Consider the following 14,735-nt stretch of genomic DNA (forward strand, 5'->3'; position numbering starts at 1 on the left):
CGCATAACCCCGAGAATCGGAATCGATTTTCGGAAAGCATTATGCGCCATTTAAAGTGATAGAGCGTCCTTAGCGCGTCCTGTCGGACGCGCGGCGCTCTATTGGCCGCAATTCAGAGCGGCGACCAGCTGCCGTCGTCGTTGCGGCAGGCAGCGCCGCGCGCCACCGTGTCCTTGCCGTCGACGGTCAGCGTGTGGGTATATTGCCGGCAGTTCTGCGAACCGACCTGATAGGGTGCCGCCGCCACCACCTTGCCGGTCACGTCCTTGCCGGTCCAGAGCACCGGCTGGCCGACGGCGGCGCCTTCCAGCGCCCGATATTCCGCCTCGAGCGCCCGCTGCTTGTCGCTGTCGTTCAAGCTCACGCCGCTGCGGCCGACGATGCCGCCCTGCAGCGCGGTGATGAAGGCGGCCGATGCCGAGGGCTTGCTCGAAAAAACGCCGCGCGAAGCAGCACTCTTCGTCGTCGTGCAGCCGGATAGCGCGACGGCGACGAGAAGAGCGGAAGCGATCATGCCTTGCGAGCGTAAAATCATTGCGTCGAACCACGATCAGGGGTCAATTTCAGCCGATCGAAGTGCAGCGTCCCCGTGTCAGCATTAAGGCAAAGCATGCTATACATTTGCCAGTATCTTTGTGACATCAAGCAGTTGCTCATGCAACATCCTTTGTGACGCCAGGCAGGATAAGCTTCGCCTTCAGCCCGCCCCATTCACCACGGGAAAGCTCGAGCCGTCCCTGGTACTCATTGGAAATCTCGGTGACGATCGAAAGGCCGAGCCCGGTTCCGGGCTTGCTTTCGTCGAGCCTGCGGCCGCGCTTCAACGCCTCGCGGATCTGATCCGGCTCCAGGCCCGGCCCGTCATCCTCGACGGCGAGTTCCACCCAGTGGCGGCGCCCGCTCGCCTCCACCCCCTTCACATCCTCGCCGGCCTCGATGGCCGAAAGCCGCACCCGGCTTTTGGCAAAACGCGCCGCATTTTCCAGGAGATTGCCGACGGTCTCCTCGAGATCCTGCTGCTCCATGGCAACGGCCAGATGCGGCGGCGAGACGACGAGATCGAATTCGGTATCGACGTTCAGCCGGCGCATGACGCGCACCAGCCGTTCAAGCGCCGGCTCGGCATCGGTGCGGGCGAGCACGGATTCGCGCTGCGCGGCGATACGCGCCCGATTGAGATAGGACTGCACCTGCCCCTGCATCGCTTCCGCCTGGCTGCGCACCAGCTCACCATGGGATTTCTCCAGCACGCGCGCCTCGTTGAGAAGCACGGCGATCGGCGTCTTCAGCGAATGCGCGAGATTGCCGACCTGCATGCGGGCCCGCTCGACGATGCGCCGGTTGCTGTCGATCAGCGCGTTCACCTCGTTGGCGAGCGGCAGGATTTCACGCGGGAAGTCGCCTTTCAACTGTTCGCTTTCACCGGCGCGGATGCGCTCCAGCGCGGCGCGTGCCTTGTCGAGCGGCTTCAGGCCGTAGAGAATCGCCAGCGCGTTGACGATCAGGCTGCCGACGCCGAAACCGGCGAGCGCCAGATAGAGGCTGTGGGAAAAGGTGCGCACGTCGTCTTCGACGACATCGACATTGCCGGTGACGCGGACGCGCGCCGCGCGGCCGTCGGTATCGAGCACCACTTCGGTCTCGGCCACCTGCACGCGGTTTCCGGAAGCATCCGTCACCTGATAGTAGCGCTCGTAATTCTTGTCGAAGGGCGCCTCGACGACCGAGGGAACCGGAATGAGCGCCGAGCCGAGCGAAGGCGAGACCAGCGGTGCGGTCGTATAGGTGCCGAGCGGCTCCACCACCCAGTACCAGCCGGTCTTCGGCTGGGCAAAACGCAGGTCGCCGAGCTGCGGGCTGCCGCTCAGCGCGCCCTGATCGCCGATCGTCACCGAATTGATGACGTTATAGAGCTGCGCCCGCAACAGATCCTGGAAACCGCGTTCGGCGCTCTTGCGGTAGAGGGTGGAGATCAAGAGGCCGATCACCACCAGCGCCACCGTCGACCAGACCGTGGTCAACAGCAACACACGTGCGGTGAGCGACTTAATTCGCATGTTTCGGGGCTTGGATACGATAACCGAGACCGCGCACCGTTTCGATCAGATCGACCCCCATTTTCTTGCGCAGGCGGCCGACGAAGACCTCGATCGTGTTGGAATCACGGTCGAAATCCTGGTCGTACATATGCTCGACCAGTTCCGTGCGCGAAACGACCTCGCCCATGTGGTGCATGAGATAGGAAAGCAGGCGATATTCGTGCGAGGTCAGCTTCAGCGTCGCGCCGTTGACCGTCGCCTTCGAGGATTTGGTATCGAGCCGCACCGGTCCGCAGATGATCTCGGATGAGGAATGCCCGGCCGCACGCCGGATCAGCGCCCGAATGCGGGCCAGCACTTCCTCGACATGGAAGGGCTTGGTGACGTAGTCGTCGGCACCGGCGTCGATGCCGGCGACCTTGTCGCTCCAGCGGTCGCGGGCCGTCAGGATCAGCACCGGCACGCCGCGGCCGGCGCCACGCCATTTTTCTAGAACGGTGACCCCGTCCAACTCCGGCAGGCCGATATCGAGGATGATGGCGTCATAGGGTTCGGTGTCGCCGAGGAAATGGCCTTCCTCGCCATCGAACGCCTGGTCGACGACATAGCCCGCCTCCTTCAGCGTGTCGGCCAGCTGCCGGTTCAGATTAACGTCGTCTTCGACTACCAGGATGCGCATCGGTCCGCCTTCGTCCGCTTCAAATCAATCAATGTCCTGAATAAGCCGATTCCGCCTACATCGGAACCTTTACCGTGACTTTGCGTGGGCGCTGTCCATTGCCCTGCACAAGAACGGTGATGATGCAGGTATCGCCCACCGGTTGCACGGACAGCAGCTGGCCGCCGGTCTGCTCGACGACCTGGGCTGCGGCGGCGCTGCAATCGCCTCCGATACGCACGACAAAAGTGCTCGTGGCGTCCGGTGAGGGCGCCGATACCACCAGTCCGGCGGCCAATGCTGCGACGCTCAGAGGAAAGGCCATGTGTTATGCTTTCAAGGTAATGCCAACTTGCCCCGAATATGTACTCACGCGACCTGAATGGCAAATGAATGCGCTGTAATGCAGGGTGTTTAGAACTGTTCTCGACTGTTCGGGACAGCCTGTTTCAACGCCTGGAAACTGCCGCAGTAGCGCGCCAAAACGATACCCTCCAGCCTTGGAATCCACGCGTTCCTTATCACCTCCCGTAAAGGTGGGGAGCCGGCGGAACCGACACCACAGTCTTTGTCTGCGAATCGGCCGCGCGCTTCTGATTCCTGCCGCCCGCAGCTTTCACCGGCCGGTTGAACCTGTTATGTCCTTGCTGCCCCCATTTCAGACCGTTTCAGCACCAATGCCAGAATCCTCCCGCTTCCGCTCGGCGCAGACGGTCTCCGTCCTTGCCGTTACCCAGCTGATCGGCTGGGGCACGACGTTCGACATGCTCGGGGTCATGGGCCGCGTCGTGGCGCCGGATCTCGGCCTGGCGAACGAAGTGGTGTTTGCCGGCCTGACGATCATGATGGTGGTCAGCGCCATTGTCAGTCCGGCGACCGGCCGATGGCTCGGCCGCTATGGTGCTGCCCGGGTGCTTTCGGCCGCCTCGCTGACCTTTGCGCTTGGCCTGCTTCTGCTTGCCGCCGCAAACGGCATCGTGCTTTATGCCAGCGCCTGGATCATCATCGGCATCGGCGGCGCATTTGGCCTGTCGGCGCCGGCCTATACCGCCGTCGTCGAGCGCGAAGGAGCGAACGGCAAACGCGTCATCGCCATCCTGATGCTGTTCACCGGGCTTTCGAGCGCCATCTTCTGGCCGATCCTCAGCCTGCTCAACGAGGCGGTCGGCTGGCGCCTCACCTTCCTGGTCTGTGCGGCGCTACAATTCTTCATCTGCCTGCCGCTGCATCTTTTCGCCCTGCCGAAGCCGATTGCAACACATGTCGATGGCGGCACAGCCGAAATCGCTCCGGTGCCGCTGTCGAAGGCCAAGCAGCGCAAAGCCTTCCTGCTGATCGCCGCGGCAACGACGATCTCGACCTTCGTCACTTTCGGCATCTCGCCATCGCTGCTCGAAATCTTCCGCCAGTCCGGCGCTTCGCCGGTCTTTGCGCTACAGCTCGGCTCGGCACGCGGCATCCTCGGCATCTCGGCACGTTTCCTCGACATGCTGCTCGGCCGGCGCGGCAACCCCATGCTCAGCGCGGCGATGGGCATCAGCCTGATGATGATCAGCTTCGTTATTATGCTGGTTGCCAGCCCGTCGACGCCGCTGCTCGTCACCTTCGTCCTGTTCTACGGGTTCGGCACCGGCGTCATGACCGTCGCCCGCGCGCTGCTGCCGCTGGCGCTGTTCTCACCGCGCGAATTCGGACTGCAATCGGCCCGGCTGTCGCTGCCGCAGAATCTCGCCAACGCCATCGCCCCCGTCATCTTCACCGCCATCCTCGACCGCGCCGGCACCGGCCCGGCGCTCGCCGCCTGCGCCGTTCTGGCGGCATTGTCGCTCATCTTCGTGCTGATGCTGATGGCGCTGGTGCGCGGCGCCCACGCATCGGAATCAACCATTCTTAATGTCTCCTGATTATCATCCACGCATGGACGAGAGCGGCTTTTCGCCCGCGCGCCGCAACCGCTGCGGCAGCCAGACCATGAACCAGCAGCCCCTTTTGACGAATCTTTTGAATCGCTTGCCGCCGCTTTTTCGAAAGTTGAATCCGGTGGCTCAGAAGCCGAGTCAGCTTCGCAGCGATCCGAATCCGGAAAATCATTCATCCATTTGAAATTTTACTGGAATACGGCGTGGCCGAACGCTTGCGCCAGTCAGAGCGGCCGCGTCACTGCCGTGCGGTTATCGTAGTCGGCGGCGATGCGCTTTTCCCGGAGCGGCCGCACGCGATCGATCGAGAGCTGATAATCGGGATGCGCCTTGTAGGCGGCAAGGGCCGCCTCATCGTCGAATTCGCCATAGACCACGAGATCGATCTCGGTGCCCAGCTGATCGGTCTTCACATTGGTGCCGATTTCCAGCAGCCGCGCATGCGGAATGCCGGTCAGTATAGAAAGCCCGGCCCTCACCTCCTGCAGATGTTCCTCCTGCACGGTGAAGAAGACGATATGACGGATCACGCTGAAGCTCCTGTCAGATTTATCAAAATGATGGAGCGCCCCTGGCGCATCCTATCGGACGCGCCGTGCTCCAGCTATCAGCCGGGCGATAACATGCGCGCCCCAGGCCTTCAACCGCGCGAGCATGCTACGGGCCGCATCGGGACGTATCGCCGCATCGAAGACCATGGCATAGGCGGCGAGCTTTTCCGCCCGGTCGGTGCCGTTGACGATGCGGCGCGCATTCACCCAATCCGCGGTCGTCGCGTTCAGGTGATCGGCGAGCTTGTGGCCGGTAAAGCTGCCCTGCAGCATGCCCTCGATCAGGATCGTCACCGCCGCATCCATCTCCATCGCCCGGTCGGGATCGGCAACGAGGTCGATCCCCGTCAGCACACTCATCGCCTCGTAGTTCCGCTTATGGGTGAGCTGCACCAGGCCGCGTCCGAGCCAACTGCGACCATCCTCGTCCGGCCGCCAGTAGGGCGTCCTCACCCAGGAGAGCCGGCCTGCGGCAAAGGCCGTCTCGAGGATCTCGACCGCGCGCCCATCGCTTTCCGCCAGCGTCTCGCGCACCGGCTGCATCGTATAAGCGGTCTCGTGGTAAGCGGTTGCGAGGATATAGGCGAGCCACCGCCGGTCGGCATCGGCAAACCGTTCTTCCCAGGCGTCGAGAATCGCCGTGATACCCACTACCTGAGGATGAGTCAGCTTTCCTTTGAAGAGCCCGTCCCCCACAGCCTCGAAAAAGAACCTTCGGTCCAAGTGGACAACCATTCCGCGCTTCCCAAAAATATCATGGTTAAAACCGTGTTAATCGATTAAAATTCATTTAATCGTTTAAAGTGTTTAAACCACTGATTTACACGCCTTTTGTCTTGTGCAATGCATCTTCCTGCCCTGAAGCCTTGACCCCGAAAGAGGAGACTTCCGATGCAGACGCCCGCCAATACCCAAACCACCATTCCCCAGCATGTCGTCGACCAGATGGAAAACGAATGGCGCCAGATTCGCCCTGAACGGGAAAATACGCGTCCGGCCCAGCAGCCTCAACAACAACGCTGAAATAGACGCAAAGCAGTACCGATGTAAGCTCGAGCGCTGCCCAGCGCCCGATCAGTGCCCCGGCCAGTCACTCGTGGCCGGGTGAATTTTTCAAAGGTGCAATAAACGTCCCAGCGGTTGACCGCCCCTCATCGTAGTACAGCCCCCTCATCGCATCACAGCATCTAGCCGTTTCGCCAGCGTGTCCAATGATCGGGTGAAAACCATCCTGTCGTCGAGCGCACGCGACAGCACCAGCGCGCCCTGAATACCCGCGACGCCCTCCTCGGCGAGCGTTTGCGCCTCCCCCTCAGGGCAGCCTGCCCGCATCAGCGCCGAACGCAAGGCGTCGATCCAGCGGACGAAATAGTCGCCGATCGCTGCCGAAAACCGTTCCCGGGTCTCGTCAACCGCGAAGGCACCGACGAGGCAGATGCGGCCCCCGGAGCGGAAATAATCGTTCACATCAGTCCACATCGCCGCGATCGCCTGATGGGCGTCGCCCTCTCTCAACGGCTGATAGATCGCATGTTCGAACCAGGCATCGACGTCGGCGAGCACTGCGCCCGCCATCTCCTCCTTGCCGCCGGGGAAGAAGTGGTAAAGGCTGCCCTTGCCGATGCCGGTGCGTTCGGTGATGCGGCTGAGCGACGTGCCCTCATAACCGAGCTCGCGGAAGATTTCCGCGAGCAACGGAACGATGTCGGCGCGTTCGTAGATGGTCTTCACCCGCGGCTTCCTTGGCTTGTTTAGAGGCCGAGCTCGGTCAGACCGGGATGGTCGTCCGGCCGCCGGCCGAGCGGCCAATGGTACTTGCGCTCCGATTCCCGGATCGGCAGGTCGTTGATGCAGGCGAAGCGGCGCTGCATCAAGCCGGCGGCGTCGAATTCCCAGTTCTCGTTGCCATAGGAGCGGAACCAGTTGCCGCTGTCATCGTGCCATTCATAGGCGAAGCGCACGGCGATGCGATGATCGGTGAAGGCCCAGATCTCCTTGATCAGTCGGTAATCCAGCTCCTTTGCCCATTTGCGGGTGAGGAAGGCGACAATCTCGGCGCGGCCGGTGATGAATTCGGCGCGGTTCCGCCAGCGGCTGTCCGGCGTATAGACGAGCGAGACGCGCTCGGGATCACGGCTGTTCCAGCCGTCCTCGGCAAGACGGACTTTCTGGGTGGCGGTCTCAAAGGTGAAAGGCGGGACGAGGCTGGACATAGGTTCTCCTATACTGAATGGTTTTCATTGTACCTATCGGTACACTGATTGACAAGCCGCCTCGAAGCGACGTTTCGCCTCAGAGGTCGCGATGCTGGCTCCATCGAAGCGGCAGGGCATCCGGGCGAAGCACGATCGCTTCGGGCGTGAAACGCCACAGCCTTTCCGCCCGTTGAAAGGTGGCGACCTCAGGTGAATCCAGCAGCACCTCGACCCTTCCCGTCATCTGCAGCATGTCGCCGGTTTCGAAATCGATGAAGACCAGCCCCGCCTTCGGATTGACGAGGAAATTGCCCAGCGTGTTGAAGAACCGATTGCCGGGAAAATCGGGAATGGTCAGCACGCCGTCGGCGCCGACACGCACGAAGCCGGTATTGCCGCCGCGATGGGACACGTCCACCTGCCGCTCGCCATTCTCCCGGTCGACATAGGAGGCGACAAAGAAGGTATCCGCACCCTCGATCATCCCTAGCGCCCGATCGTCGAGCTGGGCGGAGTGAAGCGGCGGCATCGCTGTGGGCACATCAGGGTCGCGGACGAAGGCGGAAGAGCGAAGCTGGATATATTGCGGGCAATTGCCGAAGCTCTGGCCGACGCGTACCTGGAAAGCTCCAGCATCCGTCCTGTGGATCGCGCCGTTCAGCCGGTTGCGCCGCCGGGTCTCGAGCTGGATACCGAGCATTCCGATCGCGTCGCCATCCTCCATGCCGGCATCGGCAGGATCGGCTGCGTCACGCGGCAGGTGCACCTCGAGAATTTCCGGCTCCGGCGAGGCCATGAAACCCGGGCGCTCGGCCCTGACCGTTGCCCAGACATCGCCCTTCGCATCGACGGCGCCGAGCACAACGAAAGGCAGCATCGGAAAGAAGGCACGGTGCTGCTCCGGCATGGCCTTGCGGACGAAATTCCGGCCCGGCCCGTCCATGCGTTCGGCGACACCGACGCTGCGCTGCATGGCGAGTTCGCCCGCATGCCAGGGCGATGTGGCGTCCTGTCTTGTCTGTTCCAGCATCACGGCCTCCTTCAGGGCAACATTTGGGGGAACCGGGGCAGCGTCCCTGCCCTGGCGGTTTCTCACGCGGCAAGGCCGATCTTGGTCTTGCGAAAACCGACGAAACCCGGCAGCGCCTCGATGCGCGCAAGCCAGGCACGAACGCTTGGATAGGCCGAGATATCGACATTGCCTTCCGGCGCATTGGCGATGTAGCTGTAGAGCGCGATGTCGGCGATCACAGGATTGTCGCCGAGCAGGAAGCTGCGGCCGTGGAGCTCCGCCTCGATCAGCGCCAGAATGCGGTGCGCCCGGGCGATCACCTCGTCGGTGCGGAAATCGGCGCCGAAGACGGTGACCAGGCGCGCGGCACAGGGTCCGTAGGCGATCTCGCCTGATGCAACCGAGAGCCATTTCTGTATCCGCGCCGCGGCCACCGCCTCTTCCGGCAACCAGTCGGTGCGGCCGTATTTGCGGGCGAGATAGACGAGGATGGCAGAGGAATCGGCAATGACCGTGCCATTGTCGTCGAGCACCGGCACCTGGCCAAAGGGATTGAGCTTCAGAAAGTCCGGCGCCTTGTGAGCGCCAGCCGCCAGGTCGACCTCGACCAGTTCATAGGGCACGCCAAGCAGCGACAGGAACAGGTGAGCCCGGTGCGCATGGCCGGAAAGCGGGTGATGGTAGAGTTTCATGATGGTTCCTCTGGTCTTCTAATCGACGGGATGCGGTTGGCGATGGCCGCTTCGAACCATCTGCGGTGCAATTTACTGCCTTCCACCTGGCTGCAGTAGAATGCTAATCTGGAAGGCATCTTACCAATTCATGGAAGGATAACATGGACCGCCTCGACGCCATGACCGTGCTTCTTGCCGTTGTCGAACAGGGCAGCCTGTCGGCCGCCTCACGGCATCTTCGATCGCCGCTCGCAACCGTCAGCCGCAAGATTTCGGAACTGGAAACACATCTCAACGCCCAGCTGCTGCAGCGGAGCAACCGGAAGATCACGCTGACGGAAGCCGGCCGCTCCTATGTCGAGGCGGCGCGGGAAATTCTCGATCGGGTGGAAGAGGCGGAGCGGACGGCGGCCGGCGAATACAGCGCCCCGAAGGGCGAGTTGACGATGACCGCGCCGATAGTCTTCGGGCGGCTGCATGTCCTGCCTGTGGTGGTGGATTTCCTGAAAGCCTATCCCGATATCAATCTGCGGCTGATGCTTGGCGACCGGCTGTCGAACCTCGTCGAGGATCATATCGACGTGGCGCTGAGGATCGGCAACCTGCCGGACAGCAACCTGATCGCCACAAGGCTCGGCGCGATCCGCCGTACGGTCTATGCCAGCCCGGATTATCTGACGCGGCACGCCCACCCCCGGCATCCAGGCGATCTCGCTCGGCATGACTGCGTCAGCTTCGAGGGTATGGCCTCGATGCTGAGCTGGACATTCACCGAGGGGAAACATGATCTCGCCGTGCCGATCCGCTCACGGCTTGCGGTCAACACCGCCGAGGCCGCGGTCGATGCGGCTGTCGCCGGCCTCGGCATCACCCGCGTGCTCTCCTACCAGGCCGCAGGCGCCGAGATGGCCGGCCTGCTGGTGCCGCTGCTCCAAGATTTCGAACCGCCGCCGGCCCCGGTGCATCTCGTCTATCCCGCGCAGGGACTGGTGCCGCTGAAACTGCGGGCGCTGCTCGATTTCGCGACGCCGCGCCTGCGCGCGACGCTGAAATAGGCACTAAAGAGCGTCGCGATTGCGCGACATGCTTTAGGCAAGCTTACCCTCTTCCGCCTTGTAGAAATACTGGCTGGCGACCAGCCAGCCCTTCAGCGGCCGCAGCGGCGGAATGCAGGTGGCGAGCATGAAGGGACCGGTGACCAGAAGCTGTACCCAGATCGGCGCCGAAAAGGCCACCTCCAGCCAGACGCCGAGCAGTACGCTCGGGACGCAGGCGAAGCAGATGACGAAGAAGGCCGGACCGTCAGCCGGATCGGCGAAGGAATAATCGAGACCGCAGACCTCGCATTCCGGCTGCAGCGTCAGGAAGCCCTTGAACATATGGCCCTGGCCGCAACGCGGGCAGCGCCCCCTGATGCCGGTCTGTATCGGAGGAAGTGGGGGATATTCCGTGTCCATGACGATTTCGCTTTCCTGTACCGCGAACATTGATGCATTCAATGCCTTTAATGTATGCATGCAATATAATTACATTTCAAAGACATTACCAGTCAATTCGTCAGAATGCCGCAGATCTCCCAGCGCAGGCTGGCGGCAAGCTGACTGCAGATTTCTGAAAAAGCATTTGGGGCGCAGCCAGGCCTGGCAGCCTGGGCGGATCAAACGTGAGCGTGACGGATATGCTTCGCCATGCCCGAACAGCTTAGGGTGCGACCGATCTGATTCCCGACCGCTTCCGGATTTCGTCCGTGCCTGATCAGCTCGAGGCGGGGTTCTGCGTCAGAAGAACGACGCCGCCATTTCGGGCGGGCCTTCCAGCGCATGGGCCATGAATTCCAGTGCGCTCTGCAGTTTCTCCCGGGTGATCGGTCCGCCAAGGCAGACGCGCACGGCCTCGGGCGCCGTGCCCTCGACCGTGAAGGCATCGCTTGCGACGACGCCGATGCCGGAAGAACGGGTATGGCTGCCGAAGGTGGAGCGGGTCCAGCCGTTGGAGAGCGGCAGCCAGATGTTGAAGCTGATCGGATCGGCGCGGTAGCTGCCAGCCGGCAGGATGGCAGCTACCATTTGCTGGCGGGCGGCGGCCTCGGCGCGAATGAAACGCAGGATCGTATCGGCAGTGCCGTCCTCGACCCAGCGGGTGGCGAGCGCCACGGTCAGTGGCGAGGCCATGACATTGTTGGCGCGCATGGCGCTGACGAAAGGCCACACGGCCTTGCTGTCCGGCGCCACGACATAGGCAAGGCGCAGACCCGCGCCGATGCATTTCGCCAGTCCGCCGATATGCCAGGTGAGATCCGGCGCTGTTGCGGCGAGCGGCGCCGGGCCGTGCTGCGGAATGAAGCCATAGGCATCGTCCTCGACGATCGGCACATGATATTTGCGGGCAACGGCGCAGATCTCCTCGCGGCGCCTGGCCGGGATGGTCAGCGTCGTCGGGTTCTGCAGCGTCGGATTGAGATAGAGCGCCTTCGGCTTCAATCTTTCGCAGGCCTCGGCAAAGGCGTCCGGCAGGATACCGTCCTCGTCCATCGGCAGACCGGCCAGATTGAGCCGCAGCTGGGCGGCGATCGAGCGCATGCCGGGATAGGTGATGATTTCCGAAAGCACGGTTTCGCCCGGTTTTGCCAGCAAGCCGAAGATCGCCAGCAGGGCCGGATGGGCGCCGGGTGTGACGAAGATGCGCTCCTGCGAGGGCACCAGCCCGCGACGGCTGAGCCAGGAGGCGGCAGCCTCCTTGTCCATGCTGGAGCCGCCGAAACCCTGGTAGCGCAGGAGCGGAATGAGGTTCGCCGTCACCGCCGACATGCCCTCGCGCATGCGGGCGATCAGCTCGGGGTCGTCCGTTTCCGGCGGCATGTTCATCGAGAAATCGACGATCGAGGCGCGGCGGGGATCGGGCGCAGCGTCGGGCGCGAATCCCTGGCGCTCCTTGTCCGCGCCACCGGTAACGAAGGTGCCTCGGCCGACATGCGAATCCACAAGCCCGCGCTTCTGCGCCTCGACATAACCTCTCGCCACCGTCGTGAAATCGACGTTCAGCCGCTTGGCGAGTTCGCGTTGCGGCGGCAGCCGGTCCCCAACCACCAGATGCCCGCTGCGCAGATCCATTTCGATCACATCGGCGATCGCCATATAACGTGGGCTGCTGCTGCGGCTGAGATCGGGATGCCAGTCTTTCATGTCGTGATCCGTGTCGGTCTGATTCCTGATGAGATTGACCGTATATTGTTGCACAATGCCGCTGTCACGAAAAATGTCGCGCGCCAAGTCCGGCGAACGACGCAGGACGGAATGGCGTACGCCTTGATACGTTTTAATGACGGATTGTCGCCGGATTTGACTGCTATCTGCGCAAATACAATCTGGCACGGCGACCGCGCTGTCGCAGGCCGATTTCGACAGCGTGTGCGCCAATGACGTGCTGACGATCCGCTCGGCTTGCCGATCGGGCTTTCACCCGGGAAGGCCCGGGTGAGGCGCGAGGACGGCAAGACAATCGGCAGCGTCTTCAGCGCGCCTTGATGAGGGTTTGCCGCGCGCTATGGCTTCAGGCGTACGCCGCGAAAGCGTCAATGCCGGTCAGCCTTGCCGACAAGATCCACAGGCGTGCCGCCTCCTCGGGATCGGCTGCATGGTCGCTGACGCCGCCCGGTTCTCCAGCCGTTGCGCGGATGGCGATATCGCAGTCCTCACAATAGAGGCCTCCCATACCGTCGAGTTGCGGCGAGGTCGCCGCCCAAACCTGCGTGGCGGCCCCCTGGGATGGCGTCTTGAATGTCGGATCAATCGGATTGCCGTCCGCATCGATCCAGCCGGCACTGACCATTTCCTCCTTTGCGAGATGGCGCTGCAAGGGGGTAAGGATCTTGCCCGGGTGCAGCGAGAAGGCGCGGATGCCGGTGTCGCGCCCGAGCCTGTCCAGATGCACGGCGAAAAGTGCGTTGGCGGTCTTCGACTGACCGTAGGCCCGCCATTTGTCGTAACCGGTCTCGAATTGCACATCCTTCCATCGTATGGCCGAGTTGTGATGGCCACCGGAGGAAACCGAAACGATGCGAGCGCCGGGCGAGATCGTCGGCCAAAGGCGGTTGACCAAGGCGAAATGGCCGAGATGATTGGTCGCGAACTGTGCCTCCCATCCGTCGCCGACACGCGTTTCCGGGCACGCCATGATGCCGGCGCTGTTGATCAGGATGTCGATGCTGCGGCCAGACGCGACGAACCGCTCGGCAAAGGCGCGAACGCTTTCGAGGTCGGAAAGGTCGAGCCGATCAATTTCTACGCCATCGATACCGGCGACCGCGCTACGCGCCGCCTCGATGCTCCTTGCGCCGATGGTCACCTTCGCGCCGGCGCCCGCCAGAGCGCGCGTGGTCTCGAGCCCGAGGCCGGAATGGCCGCCGGTGACGATGGCGCGCTTGCCGGAAAAATCGAGACCGGCCAGAACCTCGCCGGCCGTCGTGTGGGCTCCAAATCCGGAGCCGATGGGGACTTGTTTGTCATTCATGATAATTACCTTTGTTCTGCGACGTTGCCGTCGCTCGGGATGACGTCGCGAGAATAAGGCGTGGTCTCTAGACGATCCATGCGCTAAAGTCCGACATCTCTTCGCCATCGTCCGGATTTTTACATGGACCCGTTATCCGATGTTCTCGCATTGCTCAAACCGCGCAGCTATGTTTCCGCGGGGCTTGACGCTGGCGGCGCTTGGGCGATCGATTTTCCGCCCCCGGATGGCATCAAGTTCAACGCGGTGATTTCAGGCGCGTGCTGGCTGAGCGTCGATGGCGTTGCCGAAGCTGTCCGCCTGGAGGAAAGCGACTGCTTTCTGCTGACGCGCCGCCGAGCCTTTCGTCTCGCCAGCGATCCGGCGCTCGAAGCGATCCCGTCCGATGCGATCTATTCGATCGCCCGCGACGGCATTGCGACTTGCAATGGCGGCGGCGATTTCTTCCTGATCGGCAGCCGTTTTTCCTTTTCGGGAGGAAATTCGGACATCCTTCTCGGAATCCTCCCACCGATCGTCCATGTGAAGAGGGATTCCGATCACGCCACCGTGCTGCGCTGGTGCCTCGATCGGATGACGCGCGAATTGCGCGACCAGCAGCCGGGCGGCTTTCTGATGGCGGAGCATTTTGCTCACGTCATGCTCATGCAGGTGCTGCGCCTCCATATCGCATCGCCGAATGCGCGCGGCGTCGGCTGGCTTTTCGCGCTTACCGACCGGCGGATCGGCGCGGCTATCGGTGCCCTGCATGCCGATCCAGCCCGCAAGTGGACCTTGCAGTCGCTGGCTGAACGGGCCTCGATGTCCCGGTCCAGTTTTGCTCTCCACTTCAAGGATAAGGTCGGGCTTGCGCCGATGGATTATCTGACGCGCTGGCGCATGCTTCTCGCAGGTGACCGATTGACAAACTCGGCCGAAGCAATTGCCGGTGTCGCCCTGTCGCTCGGTTATGAATCCGAAAGCGCATTCAGCACCGCTTTCAAGAGAGTGATGGGATGCTCGCCGCGGCAATATGGTCGCGCTCAGCCGCCCGCCGGTGCCATGCGAGATAGGCTCGGGGCTCAGTGAAACCTTGATTGGTGCAGGCATCGGAGGGCGGTCGCGCGTTGGCCTGCCGAAATTCCCTCCGATACGGTCTTGCACCCGCCGTCCATTCTCTTACCTATTCAAGGAAGAAT

Annotated in this window: 18 protein-coding genes; 5 read left to right on the forward strand and 13 right to left on the reverse strand. The window is 62.5% G+C overall.

All coding sequences use genetic code 11. The features are described 5' to 3' along the window. Window positions 1-112: 112 nt before the first annotated feature. From FFM53_RS05865 to FFM53_RS05880, 4 genes are all read right to left on the reverse strand, one after another. Window positions 113-535, reverse strand: a complete 423-nt coding sequence (locus FFM53_RS05865) for a hypothetical protein (protein ID WP_138387703.1) — start codon at window positions 533-535, stop codon at window positions 113-115. Between the two features lie 118 nt (window positions 536-653). Beyond that, window positions 654-2,057 carry a sensor histidine kinase gene (locus FFM53_RS05870; RefSeq protein ID WP_138328472.1) on the reverse strand — a complete coding sequence of 468 codons (1,404 nt, stop codon included), beginning with the start codon at window positions 2,055-2,057 and terminating at the stop codon, window positions 654-656. Then, window positions 2,047-2,718 (reverse strand): response regulator transcription factor, encoded by a 672-nt coding sequence (locus tag FFM53_RS05875; protein WP_011651134.1) that lies wholly within the window; start codon window positions 2,716-2,718, stop codon window positions 2,047-2,049. Before FFM53_RS05875 ends, FFM53_RS05870 begins: the two co-directional genes overlap by 11 nt. Before the next feature lie 55 nt (window positions 2,719-2,773). After that, the gene (locus tag FFM53_RS05880) at window positions 2,774-3,022 is read right to left on the reverse strand and encodes a hypothetical protein (RefSeq protein ID WP_003557930.1); all 249 of its coding nucleotides are present in this window, start codon (window positions 3,020-3,022) and stop codon (window positions 2,774-2,776) included. Between the two features lie 352 nt (window positions 3,023-3,374). Between FFM53_RS05880 and FFM53_RS05885 the strand changes: the two genes are divergently transcribed. Together FFM53_RS05885 and FFM53_RS05890 are read left to right on the forward strand one after the other, a co-directional pair. Beyond that, window positions 3,375-4,601 (forward strand): MFS transporter, encoded by a 1,227-nt coding sequence (locus tag FFM53_RS05885; protein WP_138387704.1) that lies wholly within the window; start codon window positions 3,375-3,377, stop codon window positions 4,599-4,601. After that, window positions 4,591-4,800 (forward strand): hypothetical protein, encoded by a 210-nt coding sequence (locus tag FFM53_RS05890; protein WP_246413098.1) that lies wholly within the window; start codon window positions 4,591-4,593, stop codon window positions 4,798-4,800. The genes FFM53_RS05885 and FFM53_RS05890 overlap by 11 nt, the downstream gene beginning before the upstream one ends. A 40-nt stretch (window positions 4,801-4,840) precedes the next feature. Here FFM53_RS05890 and FFM53_RS05895 read toward each other — a convergent pair whose 3' ends face one another. Both FFM53_RS05895 and FFM53_RS05900 read right to left on the reverse strand, forming a co-directional pair. Continuing rightward, window positions 4,841-5,146 carry a Dabb family protein gene (locus FFM53_RS05895; protein ID WP_012756708.1) on the reverse strand — a complete coding sequence of 102 codons (306 nt, stop codon included), beginning with the start codon at window positions 5,144-5,146 and terminating at the stop codon, window positions 4,841-4,843. Between the two features lie 51 nt (window positions 5,147-5,197). Next, the gene (locus FFM53_RS05900; RefSeq protein WP_138328474.1) at window positions 5,198-5,902 is read right to left on the reverse strand and encodes a hypothetical protein; all 705 of its coding nucleotides are present in this window, start codon (window positions 5,900-5,902) and stop codon (window positions 5,198-5,200) included. 156 nt (window positions 5,903-6,058) lie between these two features. Here FFM53_RS05900 and FFM53_RS36825 point away from each other — a divergent pair, with 156 nt between their 5' ends. Next, window positions 6,059-6,190: a hypothetical protein gene (locus tag FFM53_RS36825; protein WP_018241303.1), complete on the forward strand. Its 132-nt coding sequence runs from the start codon at window positions 6,059-6,061 to the stop codon at window positions 6,188-6,190. Between the two features lie 147 nt (window positions 6,191-6,337). Here the strand turns inward: FFM53_RS36825 and FFM53_RS05905 are convergent, their stop codons facing one another. The 4 genes from FFM53_RS05905 to FFM53_RS05920 form a co-directional block, all read right to left on the reverse strand. Then, on the reverse strand, window positions 6,338-6,898 hold the full coding sequence (locus FFM53_RS05905; protein ID WP_138328475.1) for a TetR/AcrR family transcriptional regulator: 561 nt from the start codon (window positions 6,896-6,898) through the stop codon (window positions 6,338-6,340). Window positions 6,899-6,918: 20 nt separating this feature from the next. Next, window positions 6,919-7,380: a nuclear transport factor 2 family protein gene (locus FFM53_RS05910; RefSeq protein WP_138387705.1), complete on the reverse strand. Its 462-nt coding sequence runs from the start codon at window positions 7,378-7,380 to the stop codon at window positions 6,919-6,921. Between the two features lie 79 nt (window positions 7,381-7,459). Continuing rightward, a complete protein-coding gene (locus FFM53_RS05915; RefSeq protein ID WP_138387706.1) occupies window positions 7,460-8,392 on the reverse strand; it encodes a pyridoxamine 5'-phosphate oxidase family protein in 933 nt (310 codons plus the stop codon). 62 nt (window positions 8,393-8,454) lie between these two features. Continuing rightward, entirely contained in the window at window positions 8,455-9,066 is a 612-nt protein-coding gene (locus FFM53_RS05920) for a glutathione S-transferase family protein (protein ID WP_138387707.1), read from the reverse strand. Between the two features lie 143 nt (window positions 9,067-9,209). On the opposite strand from FFM53_RS05920, the gene FFM53_RS05925 reads away from it, so the two are divergent. Beyond that, entirely contained in the window at window positions 9,210-10,103 is an 894-nt protein-coding gene (locus FFM53_RS05925) for a LysR family transcriptional regulator (RefSeq protein WP_138387708.1), read from the forward strand. 33 nt (window positions 10,104-10,136) lie between these two features. On the opposite strand, the gene FFM53_RS05930 is transcribed toward FFM53_RS05925, so the two are convergent. From FFM53_RS05930 to FFM53_RS05940, 3 genes are all read right to left on the reverse strand, one after another. Then, window positions 10,137-10,505, reverse strand: coding sequence for a DUF983 domain-containing protein (locus FFM53_RS05930; protein WP_033180699.1), 369 nt, complete (start codon window positions 10,503-10,505; stop codon window positions 10,137-10,139). A 321-nt stretch (window positions 10,506-10,826) separates the two neighbouring features. Then, window positions 10,827-12,230 (reverse strand): aminotransferase-like domain-containing protein, encoded by a 1,404-nt coding sequence (locus tag FFM53_RS05935; protein ID WP_138328480.1) that lies wholly within the window; start codon window positions 12,228-12,230, stop codon window positions 10,827-10,829. 367 nt (window positions 12,231-12,597) lie between these two features. Further along, window positions 12,598-13,557 carry an SDR family NAD(P)-dependent oxidoreductase gene (locus FFM53_RS05940; protein ID WP_138328481.1) on the reverse strand — a complete coding sequence of 320 codons (960 nt, stop codon included), beginning with the start codon at window positions 13,555-13,557 and terminating at the stop codon, window positions 12,598-12,600. Window positions 13,558-13,680: 123 nt separating this feature from the next. Between FFM53_RS05940 and FFM53_RS05945 the strand changes: the two genes are divergently transcribed. Then, the gene (locus FFM53_RS05945; RefSeq protein ID WP_138387709.1) at window positions 13,681-14,625 is read left to right on the forward strand and encodes an AraC family transcriptional regulator; all 945 of its coding nucleotides are present in this window, start codon (window positions 13,681-13,683) and stop codon (window positions 14,623-14,625) included. Window positions 14,626-14,735 lie beyond the last annotated feature (110 nt).

The organism is Rhizobium indicum (genome assembly GCF_005862305.2).
In the GTDB taxonomy this organism is placed as follows: Bacteria; Pseudomonadota; Alphaproteobacteria; order Rhizobiales; family Rhizobiaceae; genus Rhizobium; species Rhizobium indicum.